The sequence below is a fragment of the Enterobacter sp. 4974935 genome (assembly GCF_058661735.1).
In genome coordinates this window covers 3,466,473-3,493,035 of the sequence record NZ_JBZWGT010000003.1, presented here as the reverse complement: position 1 = coordinate 3,493,035, position 26,563 = coordinate 3,466,473, and the positions used below count along the sequence as shown (strand labels likewise).

The window sequence follows — 26,563 nt, the reverse complement described above, 5'->3', positions numbered from 1 at the left end:
TTTGTAACGTTATTTATGCGTAACAGCCCGGACGATACGATCGCCAGAGAATTGGATTAAGTAAACCAGCACAACCAGCAATACCAGAACGGTATTCATTACGGTAGCGTTATAGCCAATATAGCCGTACTGATATCCAATCTGTCCTAAACCGCCAGCACCCACGGCGCCGCCCATCGCGGAATAACCGACCAGGGTGATAAGCGTGATGGTTGCTGCATTCACCAGCCCAGGCAGCGCCTCAGGCAGCAGAACTTTGCGAACGATCTGCATTGGCGTCGCACCCATAGCGCGGGAAGCTTCAATCAGGCCTGTTGGGATTTCCAGCAGGGCGTTTTCCACCATACGGGCGATAAACGGCGCGGCGCCTACGGTTAGCGGGACAATTGCCGCCTGCAAACCAATCGACGTCCCGACAATAACGCGTGTAAACGGAATCATCCACACCAGCAGGATAATAAACGGTATAGAACGGAAAATGTTCACCAGCGCAGAGAGCGTGCGATACAGCTTCGCGTTTTCAATAATTTGACCCGGGCGCGTGACGTACAGCAGTACGCCGACCGGCAGCCCAATCACAAAACCAAAAAAGCCCGATACGAAGGTCATTGCCAGCGTTTCCCAAACGCCGCGAACCAGTAGCCACATCATCGGCTCAGACATAACCCAGCACCTCTACTTTTACGTGATGTTCTTGCAGCCAGGCAATTGCCGCCTGGGTTTCTTCCTGTGTGCCGTGCATTTCCGTCAGCATAATGCCGAACTTCACGCCACCGGCGTAGTCCATCTGCGCGCTAATAATGTTGTTATTCACGTTAAAGCGACGCGCGGTTTCGGACAGCAGCGGTGCGTCAACGGACTGGCCCGTGAACTCCATGCGCAGCATCGGGACGCTGTCAGGCGTTGCGTCTGCTTTTAAACGTTCCAGATAATCTTCCGGAATATCCAGATGCAGTGTGGACTGAATGAACTGCTGAGCCAGAGGCGTTTTCGGGTGCGAGAAGACTTCGCTGACCGTGTCCTGCTCAATCAGCTCACCGTTGCTGATGACGGCGACGCAGTCACAGATACGCTTCACCACGTCCATTTCGTGCGTAATAAGGAGGATAGTCAGGCCCAGACGACGGTTAATGTCTTTCAGCAGTTCCAGGATAGAACGCGTGGTGGCCGGATCTAACGCGCTGGTGGCTTCATCACACAGCAGCACTTTTGGGTTGCTTGCCAGCGCGCGAGCGATTGCTACACGCTGCTTTTGCCCGCCGGAGAGGTTGGCCGGGTAGCTGTCATGCTTATCACCCAGCCCAACCAGATCCAGCAGTTCGGTGACGCGTCGCGTAACCTCTTCTTTTGGTGTGCTATCCAGCTCCAGCGGTAACGCCACGTTTCCAAAAACCGTGCGTGAGGCCAGCAGGTTAAAGTGCTGGAAAATCATGCCAATCTGGCGACGCGCTTTGGTGAGTTCTTTCTCTGAGAGAGCGGTAAGCTCCTGGCCGCCAACTTCTACGCTGCCCTGGGTCGGGCGCTCAAGCAGGTTAACACACCGGATCAGCGTACTTTTACCCGCACCCGATGCGCCAATGACGCCATAAATCTGACCAGCAGGCACATGCAGGCTGACGTTGTTCAGCGCCTGAATGGTTCGGTTCCCCTGCTGGAACACTTTGGTGATATTGGAAAGTTTAATCATTAGATTATTTTTATCGTATGTAAGTTAGCCGTGGCATTTTCTTCTGCCAGATACGGGGAATGACCGTAAACAAAATGGATGTTAAGGCATCCAGACGTCTAAATCAATCCACCTCTGTGCGATGAGCACTTTATTGCGCTGCGATTCATGAGATACTAGCTGAACAAGCCTTTTTCAGGAGCAAACCGGTGGCAAAATCTGTACCCGCAATTTTTCTCGATCGTGACGGCACAATTAATGTGGATCACGGTTACGTCCATGAGATTGATGAGTTCGAATTTATTGAGGGCGTAATAGATGCCATGCGCCAGCTGAAAGAGATGGGCTATGCGCTGGTGGTGGTAACTAATCAGTCCGGTATCGCCCGGGGTAAATTCACCGAAGCGCAGTTCGAGACGCTGACGGAATGGATGGACTGGTCTCTGGCCGATCGTGGCGTTGATCTTGATGGCATCTATTATTGTCCGCATCATCCACAGGGAACAGTAGAAGCGTATCGTCAGACATGTGATTGCCGTAAGCCACACCCGGGCATGTTTATCTCTGCACAGGAATTCCTGCACATTGATATGGCCGCGTCTTTTATGGTGGGCGATAAACTGGAGGATATGCAGGCAGCGGCGGCGGCGGGTGTGGGAACCAAAGTATTAGTGCGGACCGGTAAACCAGTCACCCCAGAAGCAGAAAATGCAGCTGACTGGGTGATAACTAGTCTGGCAGATCTGCCAAAAGAGATTAAAAAGCACCAAAAATAGACGTTTTGGTGAAAAGGTGAGCGGTTGAAATAAAAATGCATTTTTCCGCTTGTCATTCCTCGGCGGCTCCCTATAATGCGCCTCCATCGACACGGCGGATGTGAATCACTTCACAGACAACCCGGTCGGTTGAAGAGAAAAAATCCTGAAATAACGGGTTGACTCTGAAAGAGGAAAGCGTAATATACGCCACCTCGCGACAGAGCGCTGAAGCGCGTCGCAACTGCTCTTTAACAATTTATCAGACAATCTGTGTGGGCACTCAAAGTGACATGGATTCTTAACGTCCTCGGACGAAAAATGAATACCAAGTCTCTGAGTGAACACGTAATTCATTACGAAGTTTAATTCACGAGCATCAAACTTAAATTGAAGAGTTTGATCATGGCTCAGATTGAACGCTGGCGGCAGGCCTAACACATGCAAGTCGAACGGTAACAGGAAGCAGCTTGCTGCTTCGCTGACGAGTGGCGGACGGGTGAGTAATGTCTGGGAAACTGCCTGATGGAGGGGGATAACTACTGGAAACGGTAGCTAATACCGCATAACGTCGCAAGACCAAAGAGGGGGACCTTCGGGCCTCTTGCCATCGGATGTGCCCAGATGGGATTAGCTAGTAGGTGGGGTAACGGCTCACCTAGGCGACGATCCCTAGCTGGTCTGAGAGGATGACCAGCCACACTGGAACTGAGACACGGTCCAGACTCCTACGGGAGGCAGCAGTGGGGAATATTGCACAATGGGCGCAAGCCTGATGCAGCCATGCCGCGTGTATGAAGAAGGCCTTCGGGTTGTAAAGTACTTTCAGCGGGGAGGAAGGCGACAGGGTTAATAACCCTGTCGATTGACGTTACCCGCAGAAGAAGCACCGGCTAACTCCGTGCCAGCAGCCGCGGTAATACGGAGGGTGCAAGCGTTAATCGGAATTACTGGGCGTAAAGCGCACGCAGGCGGTCTGTCAAGTCGGATGTGAAATCCCCGGGCTCAACCTGGGAACTGCATTCGAAACTGGCAGGCTAGAGTCTTGTAGAGGGGGGTAGAATTCCAGGTGTAGCGGTGAAATGCGTAGAGATCTGGAGGAATACCGGTGGCGAAGGCGGCCCCCTGGACAAAGACTGACGCTCAGGTGCGAAAGCGTGGGGAGCAAACAGGATTAGATACCCTGGTAGTCCACGCCGTAAACGATGTCGACTTGGAGGTTGTGCCCTTGAGGCGTGGCTTCCGGAGCTAACGCGTTAAGTCGACCGCCTGGGGAGTACGGCCGCAAGGTTAAAACTCAAATGAATTGACGGGGGCCCGCACAAGCGGTGGAGCATGTGGTTTAATTCGATGCAACGCGAAGAACCTTACCTACTCTTGACATCCAGAGAACTTTCCAGAGATGGATTGGTGCCTTCGGGAACTCTGAGACAGGTGCTGCATGGCTGTCGTCAGCTCGTGTTGTGAAATGTTGGGTTAAGTCCCGCAACGAGCGCAACCCTTATCCTTTGTTGCCAGCGGTTAGGCCGGGAACTCAAAGGAGACTGCCAGTGATAAACTGGAGGAAGGTGGGGATGACGTCAAGTCATCATGGCCCTTACGAGTAGGGCTACACACGTGCTACAATGGCGCATACAAAGAGAAGCGACCTCGCGAGAGCAAGCGGACCTCATAAAGTGCGTCGTAGTCCGGATTGGAGTCTGCAACTCGACTCCATGAAGTCGGAATCGCTAGTAATCGTGGATCAGAATGCCACGGTGAATACGTTCCCGGGCCTTGTACACACCGCCCGTCACACCATGGGAGTGGGTTGCAAAAGAAGTAGGTAGCTTAACCTTCGGGAGGGCGCTTACCACTTTGTGATTCATGACTGGGGTGAAGTCGTAACAAGGTAACCGTAGGGGAACCTGCGGTTGGATCACCTCCTTACCTTAAAGAACCTGCCTTTGTAGTGTCCACACAGATTGTCTGATGAAAAACAGCAGTAAAAAATCTCTGCAGGCTTGTAGCTCAGGTGGTTAGAGCGCACCCCTGATAAGGGTGAGGTCGGTGGTTCAAGTCCACTCAGGCCTACCAAATTTTTGCTGATGCTGCGTTGCGGCGACACTCACATACCTGAGTATGCTTCGTGTCACCACGCCTTGCCTCAACAAAAATTACCGGTAGAGAGATAACTACGATGGGGCTATAGCTCAGCTGGGAGAGCGCCTGCCTTGCACGCAGGAGGTCTGCGGTTCGATCCCGCATAGCTCCACCATCCTTTACTGCGAACACAAGAAAACTTCAGAGTGAACCTGAAAAGGTGCACTGCGAAGTTTTGCTCTTTAAAAATCTGGATCAAGCTGAAAATTGAAACGACACATCTTTAATGGTGTGTTCGAGTCTCTCAAATTTTCGCAATCATGAAGTGAAACATCTTCGGGTTGTGAGGTTAAGCGACTAAGCGTACACGGTGGATGCCCTGGCAGTCAGAGGCGATGAAGGACGTGCTAATCTGCGAAAAGCGCCGGCGAGGTGATATGAACCTTTGACCCGGCGATGTCCGAATGGGGAAACCCAGTGCAATCCGTTGCACTATCGTTAACTGAATACATAGGTTAACGAGGCGAACCGGGGGAACTGAAACATCTAAGTACCCCGAGGAAAAGAAATCAACCGAGATTCCCCCAGTAGCGGCGAGCGAACGGGGAGCAGCCCGGAGTCTGAATCAGCTTGTGTGTTAGTGGAACGGTCTGGAAAGTCCGACAGTACAGGGTGATAGTCCCGTACACGAAAGCACACTTGCTGTGAACTCGAAGAGTAGGGCGGGACACGTGGTATCCTGTCTGAATATGGGGGGACCATCCTCCAAGGCTAAATACTCCTGACTGACCGATAGTGAACCAGTACCGTGAGGGAAAGGCGAAAAGAACCCCGGCGAGGGGAGTGAAAAAGAACCTGAAACCGTGTACGTACAAGCAGTGGGAGCCTCTTTATGGGGTGACTGCGTACCTTTTGTATAATGGGTCAGCGACTTATATTCTGTAGCAAGGTTAACCGTATAGGGGAGCCGAAGGGAAACCGAGTCTTAACTGGGCGTTAAGTTGCAGGGTATAGACCCGAAACCCGGTGATCTAGCCATGGGCAGGTTGAAGGTTGGGTAACACTAACTGGAGGACCGAACCGACTAATGTTGAAAAATTAGCGGATGACCTGTGGCTGGGGGTGAAAGGCCAATCAAACCGGGAGATAGCTGGTTCTCCCCGAAAGCTATTTAGGTAGCGCCTCGTGAACTCATCTTCGGGGGTAGAGCACTGTTTCGGCTAGGGGGCCATCCCGGCTTACCAACCCGATGCAAACTACGAATACCGAAGAATGTTATCACGGGAGACACACGGCGGGTGCTAACGTCCGTCGTGAAGAGGGAAACAACCCAGACCGCCAGCTAAGGTCCCAAAGTCATGGTTAAGTGGGAAACGATGTGGGAAGGCACAGACAGCCAGGATGTTGGCTTAGAAGCAGCCATCATTTAAAGAAAGCGTAATAGCTCACTGGTCGAGTCGGCCTGCGCGGAAGATGTAACGGGGCTAAACCATGCACCGAAGCTGCGGCAGCGACGCTTATGCGTTGTTGGGTAGGGGAGCGTTCTGTAAGCCGTTGAAGGTGTCCTGTGAGGGGTGCTGGAGGTATCAGAAGTGCGAATGCTGACATAAGTAACGATAAAGCGGGTGAAAAGCCCGCTCGCCGGAAGACCAAGGGTTCCTGTCCAACGTTAATCGGGGCAGGGTGAGTCGACCCCTAAGGCGAGGCCGAAAGGCGTAGTCGATGGGAAACAGGTTAATATTCCTGTACTTGGTGTTACTGCGAAGGGGGGACGGAGAAGGCTATGTCAGCCGGGCGACGGTTGTCCCGGTTTAAGCATGTAGGCGGAGGTTCCAGGTAAATCCGGTACCTTATTAACGCTGAGGTGTGATGACGAGGCACTACGGTGCTGAAGTGATAAATGCCCTGCTTCCAGGAAAAGCCTCTAAGCATCAGGTAACACGAAATCGTACCCCAAACCGACACAGGTGGTCAGGTAGAGAATACCAAGGCGCTTGAGAGAACTCGGGTGAAGGAACTAGGCAAAATGGTGCCGTAACTTCGGGAGAAGGCACGCTGATAGGTAGGTGAAGTCCCTGCGGACGGAGCTGAAATCAGTCGAAGATACCAGCTGGCTGCAACTGTTTATTAAAAACACAGCACTGTGCAAACACGAAAGTGGACGTATACGGTGTGACGCCTGCCCGGTGCCGGAAGGTTAATTGATGGGGTTAGCGGCAACGCGAAGCTCTTGATCGAAGCCCCGGTAAACGGCGGCCGTAACTATAACGGTCCTAAGGTAGCGAAATTCCTTGTCGGGTAAGTTCCGACCTGCACGAATGGCGTAATGATGGCCAGGCTGTCTCCACCCGAGACTCAGTGAAATTGAACTCGCTGTGAAGATGCAGTGTACCCGCGGCAAGACGGAAAGACCCCGTGAACCTTTACTATAGCTTGACACTGAACACTGGTCCTTGATGTGTAGGATAGGTGGGAGGCTTTGAAGCGTGGACGCCAGTCTGCGTGGAGCCAACCTTGAAATACCACCCTTTAATGGCTGGTGTTCTAACGTAGACCCGTAATCCGGGTTGCGGACAGTGTCTGGTGGGTAGTTTGACTGGGGCGGTCTCCTCCCAAAGAGTAACGGAGGAGCACGAAGGTTGGCTAATCCTGGTCGGACATCAGGAGGTTAGTGCAATGGCATAAGCCAGCTTGACTGCGAGCGTGACGGCGCGAGCAGGTGCGAAAGCAGGTCATAGTGATCCGGTGGTTCTGAATGGAAGGGCCATCGCTCAACGGATAAAAGGTACTCCGGGGATAACAGGCTGATACCGCCCAAGAGTTCATATCGACGGCGGTGTTTGGCACCTCGATGTCGGCTCATCACATCCTGGGGCTGAAGTAGGTCCCAAGGGTATGGCTGTTCGCCATTTAAAGTGGTACGCGAGCTGGGTTTAGAACGTCGTGAGACAGTTCGGTCCCTATCTGCCGTGGGCGCTGGAGAATTGAGGGGGGCTGCTCCTAGTACGAGAGGACCGGAGTGGACGCATCACTGGTGTTCGGGTTGTCATGCCAATGGCACTGCCCGGTAGCTAAATGCGGAAGAGATAAGTGCTGAAAGCATCTAAGCACGAAACTTGCCCCGAGATGAGTTCTCCCTGAGACCTTGAGTCTCCTGAAGGAACGTTGAAGACTACGACGTTGATAGGTCGGGTGTGTAAGCGCAGCGATGCGTTGAGCTAACCGATACTAATGAACCGTGAGGCTTAACCTTACAACGCCGAAGCTGTTTCGGCGAAGAGAGACAGACACGATTTTCAGCCTGATACAGATTAACAGAATTTGCCTGGCGGCTTTAGCGCGGTGGTCCCACCTGACCCCATGCCGAACTCAGAAGTGAAACGCCGTAGCGCCGATGGTAGTGTGGGGTCTCCCCATGTGAGAGTAGGGAACTGCCAGGCATCAAATTAAGTAGTAAGCCGGTGCATTAATCCGGTGGTTACAGAAGTATTCGGTGGAGCGGTAGTTCAGTCGGTTAGAATACCTGCCTGTCACGCAGGGGGTCGCGGGTTCGAGTCCCGTCCGTTCCGCCACTTATTAAAAGCCCTGAGCTAACGCTCAGGGCTTTTTTCTTATCTGTCGTTTTACTATTGCGAAATTAGCAAAAATCCTCTGCGTTTTACGATCTTTTTCGACATAACAACCACGGCGATAATCCTCCTCAGTTTACGAACATAACGATTGAGGAATGATATGACTATCCCTGCACTGGGTCTGGGCACTTTTCGCCTGAAGGACGACGTTGTTATCGCATCTGTTAAAACCGCACTCGAGTTGGGCTATCGCGCTATTGATACGGCGCAGATTTATGACAACGAAGCTGCCGTAGGTCAGGCTATCGAGGAGAGCGGCGTACCGCGCCATGAGCTTTTCATCACCACCAAAATCTGGATTGAGAACCTCAGCAAAGACAAGCTGATCCTGAGCCTGAAGGAAAGTCTGAAAAAGCTGCGTACTGACTATGTTGATCTGACGCTGATCCACTGGCCATCACCTGGCGATGCCGTCTCCGTAGAAGAGTTCATGCAGGCGCTGCTGGAAGCAAAAGAGCAGGGCTTGACGCGTGAAATTGGTATCTCGAATTTCACTATCCCATTGATGGAAAAAGCCATTGCCGCAGTGGGTAAAGAGAATATTGCTACTAACCAGATTGAACTCTCTCCTTACCTGCAAAACCGCAAAGTTGTGGACTGGGCGAAACAGCATGGCATTCACATCACCTCGTACATGACGCTGGCATATGGTAAGGCCCTGAAAGATGAAGTGATTGCACGCATCGCTGAAAAACACAATGCAACAGCTGCACAGGTGATCCTGGCATGGGCGATAGGTGAAGGATATGCCGTGATCCCGTCTTCAACCAAACGTGAAAACCTGGCAAGTAACCTGTTAGCGTGGGATCTCCAGCTCGATGATGAAGACAAAAAAGCGATCGCTGCACTGGAATGCAACGATCGTCTGGTCAGCCCCGAAGGGTTAGCACCTAACTGGGATTAATAACAACCCTCCCTCTGTGCCTTTAAACCCTCATACAGCTCCTCCGGGAGCTGTTTTTATATGCTCACTAAGGAAGTCGATAAATGCGCGTATGCGCGTACTTACCGCTCTGTCACTGTAATACACCGCGCTAAAAGGCATCTCTACAGGTAAGCGTTTGTCAGCCATTAGCTCAACTAGCTGGCCCGCGGCTATTTCCTTATCAATCATATAGTCTGATAAACAGGCGATCCCGTTTCCTTCAAGACATAGCTGTTTCAGCGTTTCCCCGCTATTAGACGAAAGTCCGCAGGTGATCTCATGAAGTTGTCCGTCATGACAGGCCACGGGCCAGGTGTTCAGCGAGACAGGTTCCGTAAAGCCCAGGCACAGGTGCTGCTTCAGCTCCTCAACGGTCTCAGGTTTGCCATGCTCTGCAATATATTGCGGTGACGCGATAATTTTGCGGTAGCTGGTGAACAGAGGGCGAGCGCGTAAACTTGAATCCGTCAGGGTTCCCGCGCGGATCGCCACGTCAACTTTACGCTCAATCAGGTTAATAAACGTCTCAGAAGAGACCAGAGACAGGGTCATCTCCGGGTAGCGTTCGCGGAAGGGTTTAATCAACGGCATCAGGAAATGCAGCACGACCGGCGTCGCCGCATCTATGCGCAGCAGCCCACGCGGCGTGCTGCGAGATTCCATGATTTCCGTTTCTGCTGCCGCCATCTCCTGCAAAACGGACTGCACGCGTCGAAAATAACGTTCACCTTCTTCCGTCAGGCTGAGCTGCCGCGTTGTTCTGTTGAGCAGACTCACCCCGAGCTTCATCTCCAGCTTTTTCACCGAGCGGCTGATGGCGGAGTTCGCCTGTCCGAGCTGTTCGGCAGCACGGCTGAAGCTGCCGCTTTCAACAACGGCAACGAAGACAGTCAGTTCTTCCGATGTGGCTTTCATTATTGCATCACCTGCAAAATTCTATTGAGATTCTAACCATTTTTGTTATTTAAACACTGGCGCATACTGCCTGTCATCTTAATCCTGAAGAGACGGAGTATTTTATGCCACTGGCGCTTCTTGCCCTGACGATCAGTGCCTTCGCAATTGGCACGACCGAATTTGTTATTGTAGGACTTGTTCCTACCATTGCTGAACAACTCGCTATCTCGCTGCCTTCTGCCGGGCTGCTGGTATCTATTTACGCGTTAGGCGTCGCTGTTGGGGCGCCTGTGCTGACCGCACTGACTGGACGCTTTCCACGTAAACAACTGTTAGTTGCCCTGATGGTGCTCTTCACTGCTGGCAATATTCTGGCGTGGCAGTCACCGGATTACTCCACGCTGGTCATTGCCCGCCTGCTGACAGGCCTCGCGCACGGTGTCTTCTTCTCCATCGGTTCCACGATTGCAACCAGCCTGGTGCCAAAAGAGAAAGCGGCGTCAGCCATTGCGATTATGTTTGGCGGCTTAACCGTCGCGCTGGTCACCGGCGTGCCGTTAGGAACGTTTATCGGACAACATTTTGGCTGGCGTGAAACCTTCCTCGCGGTATCGCTGTTGGGCGTGATTGCTCTGGTAGCCAGCCTGCTGCTGGTGCCCTCCAGTATTCCGGGGCGCGCGAGCGCCAGCCTGAGCGATCAGGTTAAAGTTCTGACACACCCGCGCCTGCTGCTGATCTATGCCGTTACGGCCCTGGGTTATGGAGGTGTGTTCACTGCGTTCACCTTCCTTGCACCGATGATGCAGGAACTGGCTGGTTTTTCTCCGGGCGCGGTGAGCTGGATTTTACTGGGCTACGGTATCTCCGTCGCAATCGGCAATATCTGGGGCGGCAAGCTTGCGGATAAGCATGGTGCGGTACCGGCGCTGAAATTCATCTTCGCCGCCCTGGTTGCCCTGCTGATGATTTTCCAGTTCACCGCATCGATGCAATACGCCGCGCTGGTAACGGTGTTGGTTATGGGGATATTCGCTTTTGGTAACGTGCCGGGATTGCAGGTATATGTTGTGCAGAAAGCCGAACGTTATACGCCTAATGCGGTGGATGTCGCATCTGGGCTGAATATCGCCGCATTTAATATCGGTATCGCACTCGGTTCGGTTATCGGTGGGCAGGTGGTTGAACATGTTGGATTAACCCAAACGCCATGGATTGGTGCGGTAATTGTGCTAATCGCTTTCCTCCTTATTGGTCTCAGTGGACGGCTTGATAAACCCGCTCGCGTTGCACTTGGATAAGTATCAGTAAGTGCTTGCTTACAAAACTGGAAAGCGGTTTCTCAGTAATTGCGTTGAAAGTGTGACCTAAAATCCCTATAACATTAGAACCAGTCCGTTTTCCGGGCTGGTTCATGTTACAGAGGCCGTTTCCAAAAGTGCGAAAAAATACCTATGCCATGCGTTATGTTGCCGGAATGCCTGCGGAGAGGATCTTACCTCCGGGGTCGTTTGCGAGCCTTAGCCAGGCATTACCAGCGGGCACTCCATTAAGCAGTGACGAAAAAATTCGCGTACTGGTGTGGAACATCTTTAAGCAACAGCGTGCGGAGTGGTTATCCGTACTTCAAAATTTTGGTAAAGATGCGCATCTGGTTCTGTTACAGGAGGCGCAAACCACGCCTGAACTGGTCAGGTTTGCAACGACGAACTATCTTGCAGCCGATCAGGTGCCTGCCTTTGTTCTGCCACAGCATCCTTCCGGGGTGATGACCCTTTCAGCCGCACATCCGGTCTATTGCTGCCCGCTGCGTGAACGTGAGCCGATCCTGCGTCTGGCAAAATCAGCGCTGGTCACGGTCTATCCGTTGCCCGACACCCGCCTGCTGATGGTGGTAAACATTCATGCGGTGAACTTCAGCCTGGGTGTTGATGTGTACAGTAAGCAGTTACTTCCCATCGGCGATCAGATTGCTCATCACAGTGGGCCGATCATTATGGCCGGGGACTTCAATGCCTGGAGCCGTCCGCGTATGAACGCGTTGTACCGCTTCGCGCGTGAAATGTCGCTGCGTGAAGTTCGTTTTAACGATGACCAGCGCAAGAAAGCGTTTGGTCGTCCTCTCGATTTTGTCTTCTATCGGGGTTTAAGCGTGCACGACGCCTCCGTTCTGGTGACGCGCGCCTCCGATCATAATCCTCTACTAGTCGAATTCAGTCCCGGCAAACCTGATAAATAATGGTGCGTCAGGTCTGCCGTGGGGCAGGCCTGTGCGGGTGCTGCCCTTTATTTTTTAACCCATAAAAGGACAGCAACATGACAACAACACACTCCCATCATGACAACGTCGAAAAACAGTTTGGTTCTCAGGCAAGTGCCTACCTGAGCAGTGCCGTACATGCCTCTGGCCGCGATCTGGTACGTCTCGGCGAACGGCTCGCCGCGTTTCCTGACACGCACGTGCTGGACTTAGGCTGCGGGGCGGGGCACGCCAGTTTTACCGCCGCACAGCAGGTTGCTCAGGTGACGGCGTATGACTTATCGAGCCAGATGCTGGATGTGGTTGCTGAAGCGGCGAAAGCGAAAGGGCTGAATAACGTCACGACGCGCCAGGGCTACGCTGAATCTTTACCCTTTGAGGATGCATCCTTTGAGGCTGTGATTAGCCGTTACTCTGCACACCACTGGCATGATGTGGGGCAGGCATTACGGGAAGTGAAACGCGTGCTCAAACCGGGCGGAATATTCATCATCATGGACGTGATGTCTCCCGGGCATCCGGTACGGAATATCTGGCTCCAGACGGTTGAAGCGCTGCGTGATACCTCGCACGTGCAAAACTACTCCAGTGGAGAGTGGCTTACGTTTATCACCGAAGCTGGCTTGATTTCACGCTCATTGATAACCGACCGTTTGTCGCTGGAGTTCACGTCATGGATTGCACGGATGCGCACACCGGAGGCATTAACTCAGGCGATCCGATTGTATCAGGAGAGTGCCTCTGCTGATGTCAAGGCGTACTTTGAATTGCATGACGATGGTTCGTTTACCAGCGACACCATTATGGCTGAAGCGCAAAAAGCGGGATAAACAAAAAAGGCACCGAGGGGAATCGGTGCCTTTTTAATAAGCGATCGTACTATCAGGAATCTGGCGTAGCGCTGTTTTTCACAAACAACGTCAGCTGGTCGCCAGGTTGCAGGTTGTCAGTATCGTTGTTCCAGCGCATCACATCTTTGATGTTTACGCCGTGACGCTTAGCAATACTGGACAGCGAGTCGCCTTTACGTACGCGATAGGTAATGCTATCGCTGTTTTTAGCGAGACGCTGTGCGCTGCTACCTGCACCTACGGTCAGCGTTTGACCCACTTTCAGACCGGATCCGCGCAGATTATTCCACTGCTGGAGATCTTTCGTATTCACGCCAAGACGTGATGCAATACCTGAAAGCGTATCACCTGAACGCACCTTATAGCTGCGGCTGCTTACAGGCGACGTATCAGCAATCAGCGTAGACTGAACGGCTGCAATTTCACCCGAAGCTAAAGACTCACGTAACTGCTCCGCGTGTTTCTGCGGAACCATCACATAGCGCGGGCCGCTTGCACCCAGCGTGGAGCCTTTAACACCTGCATTAAAGGTTTTAAGCTTACTTACCGACATACCCGTCATATCGGCAACCTGTTGAATGTCAACAGGGCTGCTGAGGCGGACACGCGCCAGTGCACGACTTTCGTCTGGTGTTGGCAGTTGTACACCGTAACGTTTGCTGTTCTTGAGAATGTCACTCAGTGCCAGCATTTTCGGTACGTAAATCTTTGTTTCCTGTGGCAGTGAGAGCGACCAGAAGTCTGTGGATTTTCCACGCGCTTTATTCGCTTTCATTGCCTTCAGTACACGACCTTCACCACTGTTATACGCCGCGACAGTCAATAACCAGTCGCCGTCAAACATCTTGTTCAGACGTTGCATCATGTCGAGAGCGGCTGTCGTTGAAGCGACAACATCACGACGCGCATCGTAGTTGCGGGTCTGCTTTAAACCATAATTTCGCCCTGTGCTCGGAATGATCTGCCAGATGCCTGCTGCATTGGCGCCAGACGTCGCGTGCGGGTCAAAAGCGCTCTCCACTATGGGTAGTAGTACCAGTTCCATAGGCATGTTACGTTTCTTAACTTGCCCTGCTATCCAGTACATATACGGCTCTGCCCGTAATGTTACATCGTGGAGATAGCTCTTATTTCTCAAATACTTCTGTTTCTGTTCGCGAATCCGGCTGTTTTCCGGAATTCCCATCTTTAGCTCGTCGCCAATAGAGGCCCACAAGTCTTGTTCCTGCGCGAAGGATGTCCCATCGTCCAACCATCGCGCCTGACTCGTAAACTTCCCTGCTTCCCCTTGACCAGCCGCAGAAAGGCTCTGTGCGTGCTGTTGTACGTTGCTGCCGTTTTGTGACTGGCAACCTACAAGCAGGACAGAGGCGAGTAATATCGCTTTTGCCTTCATGTGTGTGTCAATAGTTGCTTAAAAGACGAGCGATGATAACGGCGAAATTTTGAAAAGGCAACCCGCAATTATCTGAAGTTATCTTTCTTTGACCTTAACCATGCAAATCGCGCTTCAGGTTGTAACAAATTTGTTTCTTGATTAATTTTATTAATTAAATCAACGTCATTCGTTCTTAAAAATAAATTTATTTGTCGCTCATTTTTCAGAATTACGGGGAGTGTTTTTTGGTTTTTTGCACGTAACTCCTTCACTTTCTGGTAAAAATCCTGAATCGCCCGATCCTCTGGTAGTACGCTTGCAGCAAACTTCATATTCCCTAATGTATACTCATGTGCGCAACAAATTACGGTGTCGGCTGGCAGCGCATTAATTTTTTGTAAAGATTGATACATCTGTTCTGGCGTGCCTTCAAACAGCCTTCCACAGCCGCCGGAAAACAGCGTGTCGCCACAAAAAAGATAAGGTTTGCTGTAGAAACAGAGATGACCGGAAGTGTGACCTGGCGTAGCAAATACGGAAAACTCGCACCCGAGGATGAGGATACTTTCGCCTTCTTCGACAACTTGCGTCGTACCCTTATCCTGTGTCTCTGCTGGTCCGTAGACGGGAATATGGGGATAGCGCGCAAGGAGATCGGGAACACCGCCGACATGATCGTGATGGTGATGGGTAAGGAGGATCGCTTCAGGCTGCCAGTCGTTTTCTTCTATCGCGTGCAGGATCGGTACGGATTCGCCGGGATCAACAATGATGCATCTGCGATCGTCATCGACTAAAACCCAGATGTAATTGTCCTGAAAGGCGGAAATACTGATAAGATTCATGCATTACCTCTTATAGCGTGGCGGGTGTTTTGATGAAACCGGCAAGGATACCTCAGACTGTCGCACCACCGGAACGTTGGGCAGAGTTGCCCTGGGGTGAATATTATCGCGAGGCCTTAGAACTTCAGCTTAAACCCTGGCTCGCGAAAATGTATGGTTTTCACCTGCTTAAGATTGGCAATCTGAGCGCAGAAATCAATACCGAAAGCTGCGCTATCTCGCATCAGGTTAGCGTATCGCTTAATGGCTCCCCGGTTCAGGTGAAGGCTGATCCGCTGTATTTGCCGTTTGCGGAAAAATCCATTGATGCCTGTCTGCTCGCTCACACGCTGCCCTGGTGCAGCGATCCCCATCGTCTGCTGCGGGAAGCCGACCGCGTTTTGATTGATGACGGCTGGCTGATCCTGAGCGGTTTTAATCCGCTGAGTCTGATCGGGCTACGTAAACTGACGCCCGTTCTGCGCCGCACGCCGCCGTATAACAGCCGGATGTTTACCATGATGCGCCAGCTGGACTGGCTTTCATTGTTAAATTTCGAAGTGCTGAGCTACGGGGGTTTTCAGGTCATCCCCTGGACGCGTAAAGGCGGGGTCTTATTAAGTACCCATTTACCCGCGCTGGGCTGCATGCAATTTATTGTCGCGCGTAAGAGGACGATCCCCCTTACGCTCAACCCAATGAAGCAAAGCAAATCAAAAACGCGGATCCGCCAGACCGTGGGTGCCACGCGGCAGTACAAAAAACCGTGATCAGGATTCAGGTTGATAACCTGCATCCTCATGGGTTGGGTTTGATGCCGCCGCGCGAGCCAGCTCGTCACAGCGTTCGTTTTCAGGGTGACCGGCGTGCCCCTTTACCCACTCCCATTTGATTTCGTGCTGACCGAGGGCGGCATCAAGACGCTTCCAGAGATCGACATTCTTGACGGGTTTTTTCTCTGCCGTTTTCCAGCCGCGCTTTTTCCAGTTGTGGATCCATTGGGTAATGCCCTGGCGAACATACTGGCTGTCGGTACTCAGCACCACGTCACAATGTTCTTTTAAGGCTTCCAGCGCCACGATGGCCGCCATCAACTCCATGCGGTTGTTGGTGGTCAGGAAATAGCCTTCACTAAATGTTTTTTCATGCTGGCGATAGCGCATAATGGCGCCATAGCCGCCGGGCCCTGGGTTACCGAGACAAGATCCATCGGTGAAAATTTCTACCTGTTTACGCATCTCTGGTAGACTTCCTGTATTTGAAACGTTCAGTAAAACGATAAGTCTGACATAAATGACCGCTATGAGCACTGCAATTACTCGCCAGATTGTTCTTGATACCGAAACCACCGGTATGAACCAGATTGGCGCCCACTACGAAGGGCACAAAATCATTGAGATTGGTGCCGTTGAAGTGGTGAACCGTCGTCTTACGGGCAACAACTTCCACGTTTACCTCAAACCCGATCGGCTGGTGGATCCGGAAGCGTTCGGCGTTCACGGGATTGCCGATGAGTTTTTGCTGGATAAGCCCACCTTCGCCGATGTCGCGGATGAATTTCTCGACTACATCAGAGGTGCAGAACTTGTCATTCATAACGCGTCGTTCGATATCGGCTTTATGGACTATGAGTTCAGCAAGCTCAACCGCGATATTCCAAAGACCAATACGTTCTGTAAAGTCACGGATAGCCTGGCGCTGGCAAGGAAGATGTTTCCCGGCAAGCGTAACAGCCTTGATGCCCTGTGCTCTCGCTATGAGATAGACAACACCAAGCGTACCCTGCACGGCGCATTGCTCGATGCCCAGATCCTGGCCGATGTTTACCTGACCATGACCGGCGGGCAAACGTCGATAAAATTCAGTATGGAAAATGAATCCCAGCAGACGCGGGATGAAGGCGGCATTCAGCGTGTCGTGCGCCAGGCTAATCGCCTGCGGGTTGTTTTAGCCAGTGATGAAGAGCTAATGAACCACGAATCTCGCCTCGATTTAGTGCAGAAGAAGGGCGGAAGCTGTCTGTGGCGTGGATGAAAAAAGGCGGAAACGTTTGTTAAATCGCCGTTTGGGTGATTTTTGCAGCAAACGATTCAAAACCTGAGAAAAAGCGTTGACGAGTTCAGAGGCAAACCGTAATATTCGCCTCGTTCCCCAAACGGGAACAGTGGAGCGGTAGTTCAGTCGGTTAGAATACCTGCCTGTCACGCAGGGGGTCGCGGGTTCGAGTCCCGTCCGTTCCGCCACTATTCAGAAAGCCTGAATCAGAAATGATTCAGGCTTTCGTCGTTTTATACCCCCTAAAAACTCACCTATTCTCATTCTATTTTCATTAACAAAAATTTAATAAACAAAGTGCAATTTATTAACAAATGCACATTATTAGTGCGTAATTTGCACTGTTATTGTGCATTATGTCTCCATCTCACCTTCTGCCCTCATGTTGATATGTAATAATTATGTAAAAATAATTCATAAGAAATCATTCAGTTACCTGTCATTCTTCAGAAAACTCATGAACCAATACGTTATTGGTTCGCTTATTGCTTAATCATTAGCACGATAAGTAGTTCGTCATATCAATAACTTATCGTTAATAAAAATAAAGTCATGATGAAAGCGAGCGAACCAATATGGAAAAACCTTCACGGGTTTTAGCAAATTCCAGCACCGCGCTTGACCAGTTGCGCGGGCTTATCAACCAGCACGAGTCAACACCAGGCACTCCGCTGCCCACTGAACGTGAGCTATCGGAAACACTCGGCGTAGGACGACGCGAAGTGCGTCGCGCGCTGGACGTGCTGGAAGAAGAAGGGCGGATCTGGCGCAAGCAGGGCAAAGGTACCTTCATTGGTCCGGCTGCCCCTGTTGAGCCGTTGGCGCTTCAGGGATTGGTTCAGCAAACCAACCTGCTGGAAGTCATGGAAGCTCGACTACAGCTCGAACCCGGCTTAGCCCGACTTGCGGCACTGCGTGCCACCAGGGAAAACCTCGCGCTCATGCAGCGCATGCTGGAACGCATTGACAAGGTCAGCCCGGATGACCGCGATCTTAACGAACTGTGGGATAGCGCCTTTCACCGCGCCATTGCGGAAGCAGCCGGCAACCGCCTGATGCTAGGGCTTTTCGATGCGATAGATGCCGTCCGCCGGGAGCCCGGCTGGCAGTATTTACGCGAGCTTGCCCGCACCCCCGAACGTGTCGACAACTATAACGACCACCATCACAAAATCATGTCAGCGATTATTCATCGCCAGCCTAATGAAGCTGCGGCCGCCATGCGCGAACACCTGCTCAGCCTGCAAACCGCCCTGATTCAGGCTATCCACCTTGAGGACGATTCCACGCTATGACGACGATACCCTTTAAGGACTCCATGCCCGTACTGCGGCTGCAAAACCTCAACGTTAAATTCGCGGGCTCGCCGGTAAGCGTGCTCGAAGACATCTCGCTGACGGTAAGGGCGGGCGAAACGCTGGCGCTGGTGGGCGAGTCCGGCTGCGGTAAAAGCATCACTTCCCTGGCGCTGATGGGGTTATTGCCTGCCAGCGCCAGGATCGTCAGCGGGGAGATGCACTTCCGCCGCCACGATCTGCGCAAGCTCTCGCCGCGCGAGTATGCCAATCTGCGCGGCAGCGAGCTGGCGATGATATTCCAGGAGCCCATGACCTCGCTCAACCCGGCTTTCACGCTTGGCGATCAGCTCAGTGAAGCGGTGATGCGCCATCAAACGCTCTCCCGGGCTGAGGCGATGACGGTTGCGCTACAGATCCTGGAGAAGGTGCAGATCCCGGCCGCAGAGATGCGCCTTAAGGCTTACCCGCATCAGCTTTCCGGCGGTATGCGCCAGCGCGTGATGATTGCGATGGCGCTGATAAACCATCCCAAATTACTGATCGCTGACGAACCCACTACCGCTCTGGACGTGACCATTCAGGCGCAAATTCTCGCTCTGCTCAATACCTTAAAAGAAGAAACGGGCACGGCGGTGCTGATGATCACCCACGATTTAGGCGTGGTGGCCGAAGTGGCACAGCAGGTGGCGGTGATGTATGCCGGCCAGGTAGTAGAGCAGGGAAGCGTCGAGGCGATATTTGCCGACCCGCAGCACCCGTACACAATTGGCCTGATGGGCTCGATCCCCTCCCTTGGCGTACGCAAGGGCCAGCTTTCCACCATTCCCGGATCGGTCCCGCTGCCGGAATCCATGCCTCAAGGCTGCCGCTTCGCCACCCGGTGTCCCTTCGCGCAGACGCGCTGTCATGCTGAAAAACCACCGCTCACTATGCTCGGCACGGGTCATCAGGTTGCCTGCTTCCGCGTGCCGCTGGAACAACACATTGCCCTGGGAGAAATTGCATGACCACGCCCATTCTTGAAGCCCGGGATCTGAGCAAGCTTTTCCCCGGTCCGAAAAAACTGTTTACGCCGGCCCGCTTTGTCACGGCTGTTGACCGCGTTTCACTGTCGGTGCTGCCAGGCGAAACGCTGGCTATTGTCGGCGAATCAGGTTCCGGGAAATCCACCCTCGGCCGTCTGCTGCTGCGCCTGCTGGGCGCCAGCGAAGGGCGCGTATTTTATCAGGGTGAGGAGATCACCCACGCCTCAGGCGCACGTCTGAACCAGCTCCGGCGTGAGCTACAGATCATCTTTCAGGATCCCTTCGCCTCGCTGAACCCGCGCATGACGGTAGAACAGATTGTCGGTGAGCCGCTGTGGCTGCACCAGAACATGAAAAAAGCGGATCGCCAGTACCACGTCGCCGAGCTGCTCAGGACGGTCGGCTTGCCCGCGGCCTGGGCCGGACGTTATCCGCACGAATTTTCCGGCGGGCAGCGTCAGCGTATCGGCATTGCGCGCGCGCTGGCGTCAGGCCCAAAGCTGCTGCTGGGCGATGAACCGGTTTCCGCACTGGATGTTTCCGTCCAGGCACAGGTGGTCAATTTACTGGAAAGCCTGAAGCACCAGTTGGGGCTAACGATGGTGATCGTCGCCCACGGTCTGGCGGTTATCCGTCATATGAGCGACCGCGTGGCGGTGATGTATCTTGGGCAAATCGTCGAGCTGGCCACCGTCGACGATATCTTCGACGCGCCGCTGCATCCTTATACCCAGGCATTAATTGCCTCTGCGCCGCAAATGCAGCCAGGCGTAGCGCGGGATGCGCCGCTGTTGCAGGGTGATTTACCGAACCCGGCTAATCCGCCCTCCGGCTGCCGTTTCCACACCCGTTGCCCCTATGTTAGCGATGAATGTCGTCAGGTTGAGCCGATTCATCAGGTAATCGACGGCGGACGTCAGGTCGCCTGCCACCGCTGGCAGGAGATTAATCGCGATCGCAGCGTTATACAGATCGCACCGCCATCCGCCGCATTTTTGCGCCGCCGCGCGCTGTTTGAACACGCGGCTACTCACTCCTCCCTTCCTTCAAGGAACTCATGATAATGACAATGCGTAATTCTCTTTTGACCGTACTGGGAAGTGTTATGTTGCTTGGTGCGGCGCTGCCCGCCCATTCTGAAAGCGTGCTGCGAATCGGCCTGGGTGCAGATCCGGACATGCTGGACCCGCATCTGGCGCGTACCTATTATGGCCGCTTCGTCTTTGCCTCCCTGTGTGACCGGCTGGTGGACGTGGACGAGCACCTCAAGGTGGTGCCGGGACTGGCGAAATCCTGGGCGTGGAGCGATGACGGCAAAAGGCTGACCCTGGATCTCCGTGAAGGCGTGGCCTTCCACGACGGTGAAAAATTCGATGCCGCCGCCGCGAAATACAACCTCGACCGGGCCCTGACGCTAAAAGGCTCTCTGCGTAAAAGTGAACTCTCTTCCGTTGAGTCGGTGGAGGTCACCGGCCCGATGCAGATAGCCCTGCACCTGAAAACGCCGGATGCCGCACTTCTGATGCAGCTCACCGATCGCGCAGGCGCAATGATGGCGCCGGAAGCCGCGAAAAAAGCCGATTTTGCCGCCCATCCGGTCTGTTCCGGCCCGTATAAATTCGACAGCCGCGTGTCGCAGGACCGCATTGTGCTGACCCGCTTCGACAACTACTGGAACAAAGACGCCTACCACTTCGATAAAATTATCTATCTGCCGATCCCGGATGCCTCCGTGCGCCTGGCGAACCTGCGCGCGGGCGATCTCGACCTGACCGAAGGCATTGCCGCCAGCGACGTCAAAACCGTCGAAGCCGACAGCAAGCTGGCGCTGGCGAAGGTGACGGGCCTCGGATACCAGGGCATCACCTTCAATATTAACAATGGCAAAGTCCCGGCGAACGATCCCTTCAAAGATGCCCGCGTGCGTGAAGCATTTTCCCAGGCCATCGATCGCGATGCTTTAAACCTGGTAGTGTTCGAAGGGCTTTACACTCCGGCAAACCAGGCGTTTTCGCCGGTAAGCCCGTATCACGTCAATCTTCCGGTTCCCCCGCGTGACGTCGACAAAGCCAAAGCGCTGCTGAAAGCCGCAGGCGTCACCGCGCCGCTGACCGTCAATCTACTGGTGCCGAACAACCCAACCTCGCAGCAGGTGGGCCAGGTATTGCAGGCGATGGTGGCAGAGGCGGGCTTTAACCTGAACCTGCAAATGACCGAGTTCGCCACGCTGCTGGATCGCCAGCAGAGCGGTGACTACCAGTTGAGCTTCTCCGGCTGGTCGGGTCGCCCGGATCCAGATGGCAGCATCTACGGCTTTATCAACAGCAAAGGCACCCTCAACGACGGCCGCTACAGCAATGCTCAGGTGGATGAATGGCTGACGCAGGCGCGCCAGAGCACCGATCAGGCCGCTCGCCAGCCGCTGTATGACAAGGTTGTGAAGCAGCTTCAGACCGATATGCCGATTGCATACCTTTACTTCGAACCGCGCATTTTTGGCCTGAACAAGCGCGTGCAGGGCTTTAAAGCGTACCCGGACGGCATTGTGCGTCTGGCTGGCTTAACGCTGGCGAAATAAACCTCCTGAGGAGAACCCATGCTGGAACTGATTTGCAAACGTCTGCTGCTGGCTATACCCACTCTGCTGCTGGTGAGCATGATGGTGTTCGGCCTGCAAAAGCTGCTGCCTGGCGATCCGCTGATTGCCATGGCCGGGGAGGAGCGCGATCCGGCGGTGATCGCCCAGCTGCGTGCTGAGCTGAATCTGGACGCGCCGATCCCCGTGCAGTATTTCAACTGGCTGACGCGGGCGCTGCAAGGCGATCTGGGTGTCTCCTTACGCACTCATGAGCCGGTCACGCAACTGATTGCCAGCAAGCTGCCGGTCACGCTGGAACTGTCGCTGCTGGCGATGATTATCGCGCTGGTGTTTGGTATCAGCATGGGGATCCTCGCGGCGGTGAACAAAAACAGCTGGGTCGATCACGGGGCGAACTTTGTGGCGATCTCGGGGATCTCAATACCGCACTTCTGGCTGGGGATCCTGCTGATTCTGGTCTTTTCAGTAAACCTGCAATGGTTGCCTGCGTCCGGTTATGTGCCGTTCAGTGAAGATCCGATCCAGAACCTGCGGACATTGCTGCTGCCCGCGTCTGTGCTCGGAACCGGCCTGGCGGCGACGCTGATGCGCCATACCCGCGCGTCGATGATTGCGGTGCTGAAAGCGGATTACATCCGCACCGCGCGCGCTAAGGGGCTGCTGCCGAAAGCGGTGATCCTGAAGCACGCCTTTCGCAATGCGCTGGTGCCGGTGATCACCCTCACCACGTTGCTGTTCGGCGAGCTGCTGGGCGGGGCGGTGCTGACCGAGCAGGTGTTCACCATTCCGGGCTTCGGCAAAATGATCGTCGACTCGGTGTTCAACCGCGACTACGCGGTGGTGCAGGGCGTAGTGCTGATCGTGGCGATCGGTTTCCTGATGCTCAACCTGCTGGCTGACGTGCTCTACGTCCTTATCAACCCGAAAATGCGAGGTTAATCATGGCGGAACTGACGACGCAAACCGTGGCGCCCGCGCTGCCGCGCGCGCAAAACCGGGTGCTGAAAAAATTCCTCGCCAATAAAAGTGCGGTGATTGGCGCGCTTGTGGTGGGCTTTTTTGTGCTGGTGGCGCTGCTGGCGCCGTGGATCGCGCCATTTGACCCGGTCAAAGCTAACTTCCTCGCGGTGCGCAAAGCGCCATCGGCGATGTACTGGTTCGGCACCGACGAGCTGGGGCGCGATATCTTGTCCCGCATTATCTGGGGGGCGAGAACCTCGCTGATGGCGGGCTGTATGTCGGTGGCGATCGCGGTTGTCATCGGCGTGCCGCTGGGGCTGGTGGCGGGTTATTTCCAGAAGATGTGGGACGGGGTGATCTCCCGCTTTATTGAGGCACTGCTGGCCTGTCCATTCCTGATCATGGCGATCGCGCTGGGGGCATTCTTAGGCCCAAGCCTGACGAATGCCATGATCGCTATTGGACTCTCGGCAATGCCGATCTTCGCCCGCCTGACGCGCGGCCAGGTGATCGCCATTCGCAACGAAGAGTACATCGACGGCGCGCGGGCGATTGGCCTGCCGGACCGCTGGATCATCATTAAATACGTTCTGCCCAACGTGATGTCACCTATCCTGGTGCAGGCCACGCTGGCCATTGCCTCGGCGATTATCGCCGAAGCCAGCCTTTCGTTTTTAGGGTTAGGCCAACAGCCGCCGAACCCATCCTGGGGCTCCATGCTCAACACCGCAAAAGGGTTTCTCGAACAGGCGCCGTGGATGTCGGTTTTCCCCGGCGTGGCGATTTTCCTTGCCGTTCAGGGCTTTAATTTACTCGGCGACGGGCTGCGCGATGCGCTCGATCCGCGCCACGACTAAGGAGTCATGATGACCAAAGCGCTCGATTTTACAACCGGTTACGATTCACGACGCCCGCCGATGATGGGCCATAACGCCGTTGCCACCTCGCAGCCGCTGGCGGCACAGGCGGGAATGAAGATGCTACAGCTGGGCGGAAATGCCGTTGATGCGGCGGTTGCGACCGCCATGGCGCTGACCGTTGTCGAGCCGACCGGCAACGGCATCGGCAGCGATGCTTTTGCCATTGTCTGGGACGGTGAAAAACTTCACGGTCTGAATGCGTCCGGTCGTTCGCCAGCCAGCTGGCATGCGGATCTGTTTGCCGGAAAAACCGCCGTACCGGAAATCGGCTGGGACGCGGTGACCGTGCCGGGTGCGGTGTCGGGCTGGGTGGCGCTGGCTGAACGTTTTGGCACGCTGCCGCTGACCACGCTCGCGCAGCCAGCCATTGATTACGCGCGTAACGGTTTCCCGGTCTCGCCGCTGATCGGCCATCTCTGGCAGCGCGGCTACAACAAGCTGAAAGATCAGCCCGGGTTTAGTGCCTGCTTTGCGCCGGAAGGCCGCGCGCCGCGCGTGGGGGAGATCTTCCGTAACCCGGCGCAGGCGAACTCACTGGAGCTGATCGCCAAAACCAACGGCGACGCGTTTTACCGTGGCGAACTGGCGCAGAAAATTGCCGCCTTCGCCAAAGCACATGGTGCACACCTGACCGAAGCAGACCTGGCGAATCACCGTGTGGACTGGGTGGAACTGCTATCGCGCGACTTCGCGGGCGGTTCGGTGCAGGAATTGCCGCCAAACGGTCAGGGGATCGCCACCCTGATTGCGCTCGGCATTCTGGAGCAGTGCGGCATCGAGAAACATCACCCGGATTCCGTGCAGGGGCTGCACCTCTCTATAGAGGCAATGAAGCTGGCGCTGGCGGATCTCGATCGCTACGTTGCGGATGAAGAGCATATGGAGTTTGCCGCCAAAGCGCTGCTGAGCGACCATTATCTGAAGTCGCGCGCCGCGCTTATCAACCACGATAAAGCCTCTGATTTTGTGTACGGATCGCCGACGCAGAGTGGGACGGTTTACCTCAGCGCAGCGGATTCCAGCGGGATGATGATCTCCTTTATTCAGTCTAATTTTATGGGCTTCGGTTCAGGGATCGTGGTGCCGGAGACGGGGATCAGCCTGCAAAACCGCGGCTGCGGCTTTGTGCTCGATCCCAAACACCCGAACGCGCTGGCGGGCAGCAAGCGTCCTTTCCACACCATCATTCCGGGCTTTGCGATGGACGGTAACGGCAAACCGCTGATGTCCTTCGGCGTGATGGGCGGCCCGATGCAGGCGCAGGGGCACATGCAGATGGCGCTGCGCATTATGCTGCACGGGCAAAACCCGCAAGCGGCGATTGACGCCCCGCGCTGGCGCGTGGTGCAGGGCAGGGAAGTGGTTGTTGAATCGACCTTCGATCGCAATACCATCGCGGCGCTGCGCGAGCGCGGACACCAGATCGTGGTGGAAGATCCGCTTCAGGATTACAATTTTGGCGGCGCGCAGGTGATTTACCGTATGCCGGAAGGGCACTACGTGGCTGCGACGGAGAGCCGCAAAGACGGGCAGGCGTTGGTGAGCTGATTTGTAGGCCGGGTAAGGCGCAGCCGCCACCCGGCTTTTTCTTATCCAATGCTAAATGGATCTGCATCCTGCCAGGCCGGAAACTTCTCCCGATACTCCTTTAACGCCGTTAACGAGATCTCAGCGTCAATTCGTGTCGCCTGATGCGGCTCGGCGGTGGCAATAATCTCACCCTGCGGACTGATCACCCGGCTGTCACCGCGATAGTGATGCCCGTTGCCGTCCGTTCCTACACGGTTACAGCCAACGACATAAGCCTGATTTTCAATCGCGCGCGCGGTCAGTAAAGCCTGCCAGTGCAGGGAGCGTGGGGCGGGCCAGTTGGCGACGTACAACGCCAGGTCATAATCGTTGCGGTTGCGCGACCACACCGGGAAGCGCAGGTCATAGCAGACTAGCGGCAGAATACGCCAGCCGCGCCATTCAAATACCACGCGTTCGTTTCCGGCTTCATAATGTTGATGTTCATCCGCCATGCGGAACAGGTGGCGCTTATCGTAGAAATGGACGTTTCCTTCCGGCTCGACCAGCAGGAAGCGATTGACCGGTCCGCGCCCGGTCTGGAGCGCGACGCTGCCGGCAATCAGCGCGTTTGTTTCCTGCGCCCTGGCGTGCATCCAGGCCACCACCTCGTCCTGCGGCATGGACTGTTTTGCTGCCTCCATCGCGAAACCTGTGGTGAACATCTCCGGCAGGACAATCACATCGCGTCCGGTAATCTCTTCCAGCTGGCGATCAAAATGGCGAAGGTTGGCGGGGCCGTCCATCCACACTAAAGGTTGCTGCAAAACAGAAATCTTTAAACCAGGCACGATACAGGCTCCTTAATAAACACTTTTTGACACTGTAGCACGTCATTACCAGAAAATGTGGCAATAAAAAACCCCGCGC

At 54.3% G+C, this 26,563-nt stretch carries 21 protein-coding genes, 4 tRNA genes and 3 rRNA genes; 21 read left to right on the top strand and 7 right to left on the bottom strand.

Annotated elements, in window-relative coordinates:
• Positions 1-9: 9 nt before the first annotated feature.
• Both AC4OVS_RS18040 and metN read right to left on the bottom strand, forming a co-directional pair.
• Positions 10-663: a methionine ABC transporter permease MetI gene (locus AC4OVS_RS18040; RefSeq protein WP_003856130.1), complete on the bottom strand. Its 654-nt coding sequence runs from the start codon at positions 661-663 to the stop codon at positions 10-12.
• Positions 656-1,687, bottom strand: coding sequence for a methionine ABC transporter ATP-binding protein MetN (metN, locus tag AC4OVS_RS18035; protein WP_032625582.1), 1,032 nt, complete (start codon positions 1,685-1,687; stop codon positions 656-658). Before metN ends, AC4OVS_RS18040 begins: the two co-directional genes overlap by 8 nt.
• 188 nt (positions 1,688-1,875) lie before the next feature.
• On the opposite strand from metN, the gene gmhB reads away from it, so the two are divergent.
• The 8 genes from gmhB to dkgB all read left to right on the top strand — a co-directional run bounded on the left by gmhB (position 1,876) and on the right by dkgB (position 9,039).
• Entirely contained in the window at positions 1,876-2,442 is a 567-nt protein-coding gene (gene gmhB, locus AC4OVS_RS18030; RefSeq protein ID WP_022647122.1) for a D-glycero-beta-D-manno-heptose 1,7-bisphosphate 7-phosphatase, read from the top strand.
• Between the two features lie 366 nt (positions 2,443-2,808).
• Positions 2,809-4,350: ribosomal RNA gene (locus AC4OVS_RS18025) — 16S ribosomal RNA — on the top strand.
• A gap of 70 nt (positions 4,351-4,420) precedes the next feature.
• Positions 4,421-4,497: transfer RNA gene (locus AC4OVS_RS18020), tRNA-Ile, on the top strand.
• Between the two features lie 105 nt (positions 4,498-4,602).
• A tRNA-Ala gene (locus tag AC4OVS_RS18015) sits at positions 4,603-4,678 on the top strand.
• A gap of 172 nt (positions 4,679-4,850) precedes the next feature.
• A 23S ribosomal RNA gene (locus AC4OVS_RS18010) occupies positions 4,851-7,756 on the top strand.
• Positions 7,757-7,827: 71 nt separating this feature from the next.
• Positions 7,828-7,943, top strand: a 5S ribosomal RNA gene (gene rrf, locus AC4OVS_RS18005).
• Together the 16S, 23S and 5S rRNA genes with 3 tRNA genes alongside form the textbook arrangement of a ribosomal RNA operon.
• 55 nt (positions 7,944-7,998) lie before the next feature.
• Positions 7,999-8,075 (top strand) — tRNA-Asp (locus AC4OVS_RS18000).
• A gap of 160 nt (positions 8,076-8,235) precedes the next feature.
• A complete protein-coding gene (dkgB, locus tag AC4OVS_RS17995) occupies positions 8,236-9,039 on the top strand; it encodes a 2,5-didehydrogluconate reductase DkgB (RefSeq protein ID WP_048966286.1) in 804 nt (267 codons plus the stop codon).
• Positions 9,040-9,069: 30 nt separating this feature from the next.
• On the opposite strand, the gene yafC is transcribed toward dkgB, so the two are convergent.
• Positions 9,070-9,975, bottom strand: coding sequence for a DNA-binding transcriptional regulator YafC (yafC, locus tag AC4OVS_RS17990; RefSeq protein WP_022647124.1), 906 nt, complete (start codon positions 9,973-9,975; stop codon positions 9,070-9,072).
• A 104-nt stretch (positions 9,976-10,079) separates the two neighbouring features.
• Here yafC and AC4OVS_RS17985 point away from each other — a divergent pair, with 104 nt between their 5' ends.
• The 3 genes from AC4OVS_RS17985 (at position 10,080) to AC4OVS_RS17975 (ending at position 13,044) form a co-directional block, all read left to right on the top strand.
• A complete protein-coding gene (locus AC4OVS_RS17985) occupies positions 10,080-11,255 on the top strand; it encodes an MFS transporter (protein WP_022647125.1) in 1,176 nt (391 codons plus the stop codon).
• 137 nt (positions 11,256-11,392) lie between these two features.
• Positions 11,393-12,193, top strand: a complete 801-nt coding sequence (locus AC4OVS_RS17980) for an endonuclease/exonuclease/phosphatase family protein (protein ID WP_032621812.1) — start codon at positions 11,393-11,395, stop codon at positions 12,191-12,193.
• Between the two features lie 77 nt (positions 12,194-12,270).
• Entirely contained in the window at positions 12,271-13,044 is a 774-nt protein-coding gene (locus AC4OVS_RS17975; protein WP_491922608.1) for a class I SAM-dependent methyltransferase, read from the top strand.
• A gap of 52 nt (positions 13,045-13,096) precedes the next feature.
• Here the strand turns inward: AC4OVS_RS17975 and mltD are convergent, their stop codons facing one another.
• On the bottom strand, positions 13,097-14,461 hold the full coding sequence (gene mltD, locus AC4OVS_RS17970; protein ID WP_022647128.1) for a murein transglycosylase D: 1,365 nt from the start codon (positions 14,459-14,461) through the stop codon (positions 13,097-13,099).
• Positions 14,462-14,529: 68 nt separating this feature from the next.
• The gene (gene gloB, locus AC4OVS_RS17965) at positions 14,530-15,288 is read right to left on the bottom strand and encodes a hydroxyacylglutathione hydrolase (RefSeq protein WP_491922607.1); all 759 of its coding nucleotides are present in this window, start codon (positions 15,286-15,288) and stop codon (positions 14,530-14,532) included.
• A 32-nt stretch (positions 15,289-15,320) separates the two neighbouring features.
• Between gloB and AC4OVS_RS17960 the strand changes: the two genes are divergently transcribed.
• Positions 15,321-16,037, top strand: a complete 717-nt coding sequence (locus AC4OVS_RS17960) for a class I SAM-dependent methyltransferase (RefSeq protein WP_302215633.1) — start codon at positions 15,321-15,323, stop codon at positions 16,035-16,037.
• Here AC4OVS_RS17960 and rnhA read toward each other — a convergent pair whose 3' ends face one another.
• Entirely contained in the window at positions 16,038-16,616 is a 579-nt protein-coding gene (gene rnhA / locus AC4OVS_RS17955) for a ribonuclease HI (RefSeq protein ID WP_160840538.1), read from the bottom strand. It abuts the gene before it with no gap.
• Here rnhA and dnaQ point away from each other — a divergent pair.
• From dnaQ to AC4OVS_RS17910, 9 genes are all read left to right on the top strand, one after another.
• Complete coding sequence (gene dnaQ / locus AC4OVS_RS17950) at positions 16,570-17,301, top strand: DNA polymerase III subunit epsilon (protein WP_072201000.1); 732 nt, start codon at positions 16,570-16,572, stop codon at positions 17,299-17,301. The two genes, rnhA and dnaQ, sit on opposite strands and share 47 nt — an antisense overlap.
• A 132-nt stretch (positions 17,302-17,433) precedes the next feature.
• Positions 17,434-17,510, top strand: a tRNA-Asp gene (locus tag AC4OVS_RS17945).
• A 387-nt stretch (positions 17,511-17,897) separates the two neighbouring features.
• The gene (locus tag AC4OVS_RS17940; RefSeq protein WP_022647132.1) at positions 17,898-18,617 is read left to right on the top strand and encodes a FadR/GntR family transcriptional regulator; all 720 of its coding nucleotides are present in this window, start codon (positions 17,898-17,900) and stop codon (positions 18,615-18,617) included.
• Positions 18,614-19,627: an ABC transporter ATP-binding protein gene (locus tag AC4OVS_RS17935; protein WP_193132237.1), complete on the top strand. Its 1,014-nt coding sequence runs from the start codon at positions 18,614-18,616 to the stop codon at positions 19,625-19,627. The genes AC4OVS_RS17940 and AC4OVS_RS17935 overlap by 4 nt, the downstream gene beginning before the upstream one ends.
• Positions 19,624-20,706, top strand: a complete 1,083-nt coding sequence (locus AC4OVS_RS17930; RefSeq protein WP_022647134.1) for an ABC transporter ATP-binding protein — start codon at positions 19,624-19,626, stop codon at positions 20,704-20,706. The genes AC4OVS_RS17935 and AC4OVS_RS17930 overlap by 4 nt, the downstream gene beginning before the upstream one ends.
• Before the next feature lie 2 nt (positions 20,707-20,708).
• On the top strand, positions 20,709-22,223 hold the full coding sequence (locus AC4OVS_RS17925; protein ID WP_491922606.1) for an ABC transporter substrate-binding protein: 1,515 nt from the start codon (positions 20,709-20,711) through the stop codon (positions 22,221-22,223).
• Positions 22,224-22,241: 18 nt separating this feature from the next.
• Positions 22,242-23,183 (top strand): ABC transporter permease, encoded by a 942-nt coding sequence (locus AC4OVS_RS17920; protein ID WP_022647136.1) that lies wholly within the window; start codon positions 22,242-22,244, stop codon positions 23,181-23,183.
• Between the two features lie 2 nt (positions 23,184-23,185).
• Positions 23,186-24,061 carry an ABC transporter permease gene (locus AC4OVS_RS17915; protein ID WP_048965741.1) on the top strand — a complete coding sequence of 292 codons (876 nt, stop codon included), beginning with the start codon at positions 23,186-23,188 and terminating at the stop codon, positions 24,059-24,061.
• A gap of 9 nt (positions 24,062-24,070) precedes the next feature.
• Positions 24,071-25,672, top strand: a complete 1,602-nt coding sequence (locus tag AC4OVS_RS17910) for a gamma-glutamyltransferase family protein (protein ID WP_154051928.1) — start codon at positions 24,071-24,073, stop codon at positions 25,670-25,672.
• A 41-nt stretch (positions 25,673-25,713) separates the two neighbouring features.
• On the opposite strand, the gene AC4OVS_RS17905 is transcribed toward AC4OVS_RS17910, so the two are convergent.
• The gene (locus AC4OVS_RS17905; protein WP_023305484.1) at positions 25,714-26,484 is read right to left on the bottom strand and encodes an amidohydrolase; all 771 of its coding nucleotides are present in this window, start codon (positions 26,482-26,484) and stop codon (positions 25,714-25,716) included.
• Positions 26,485-26,563 lie beyond the last annotated feature (79 nt).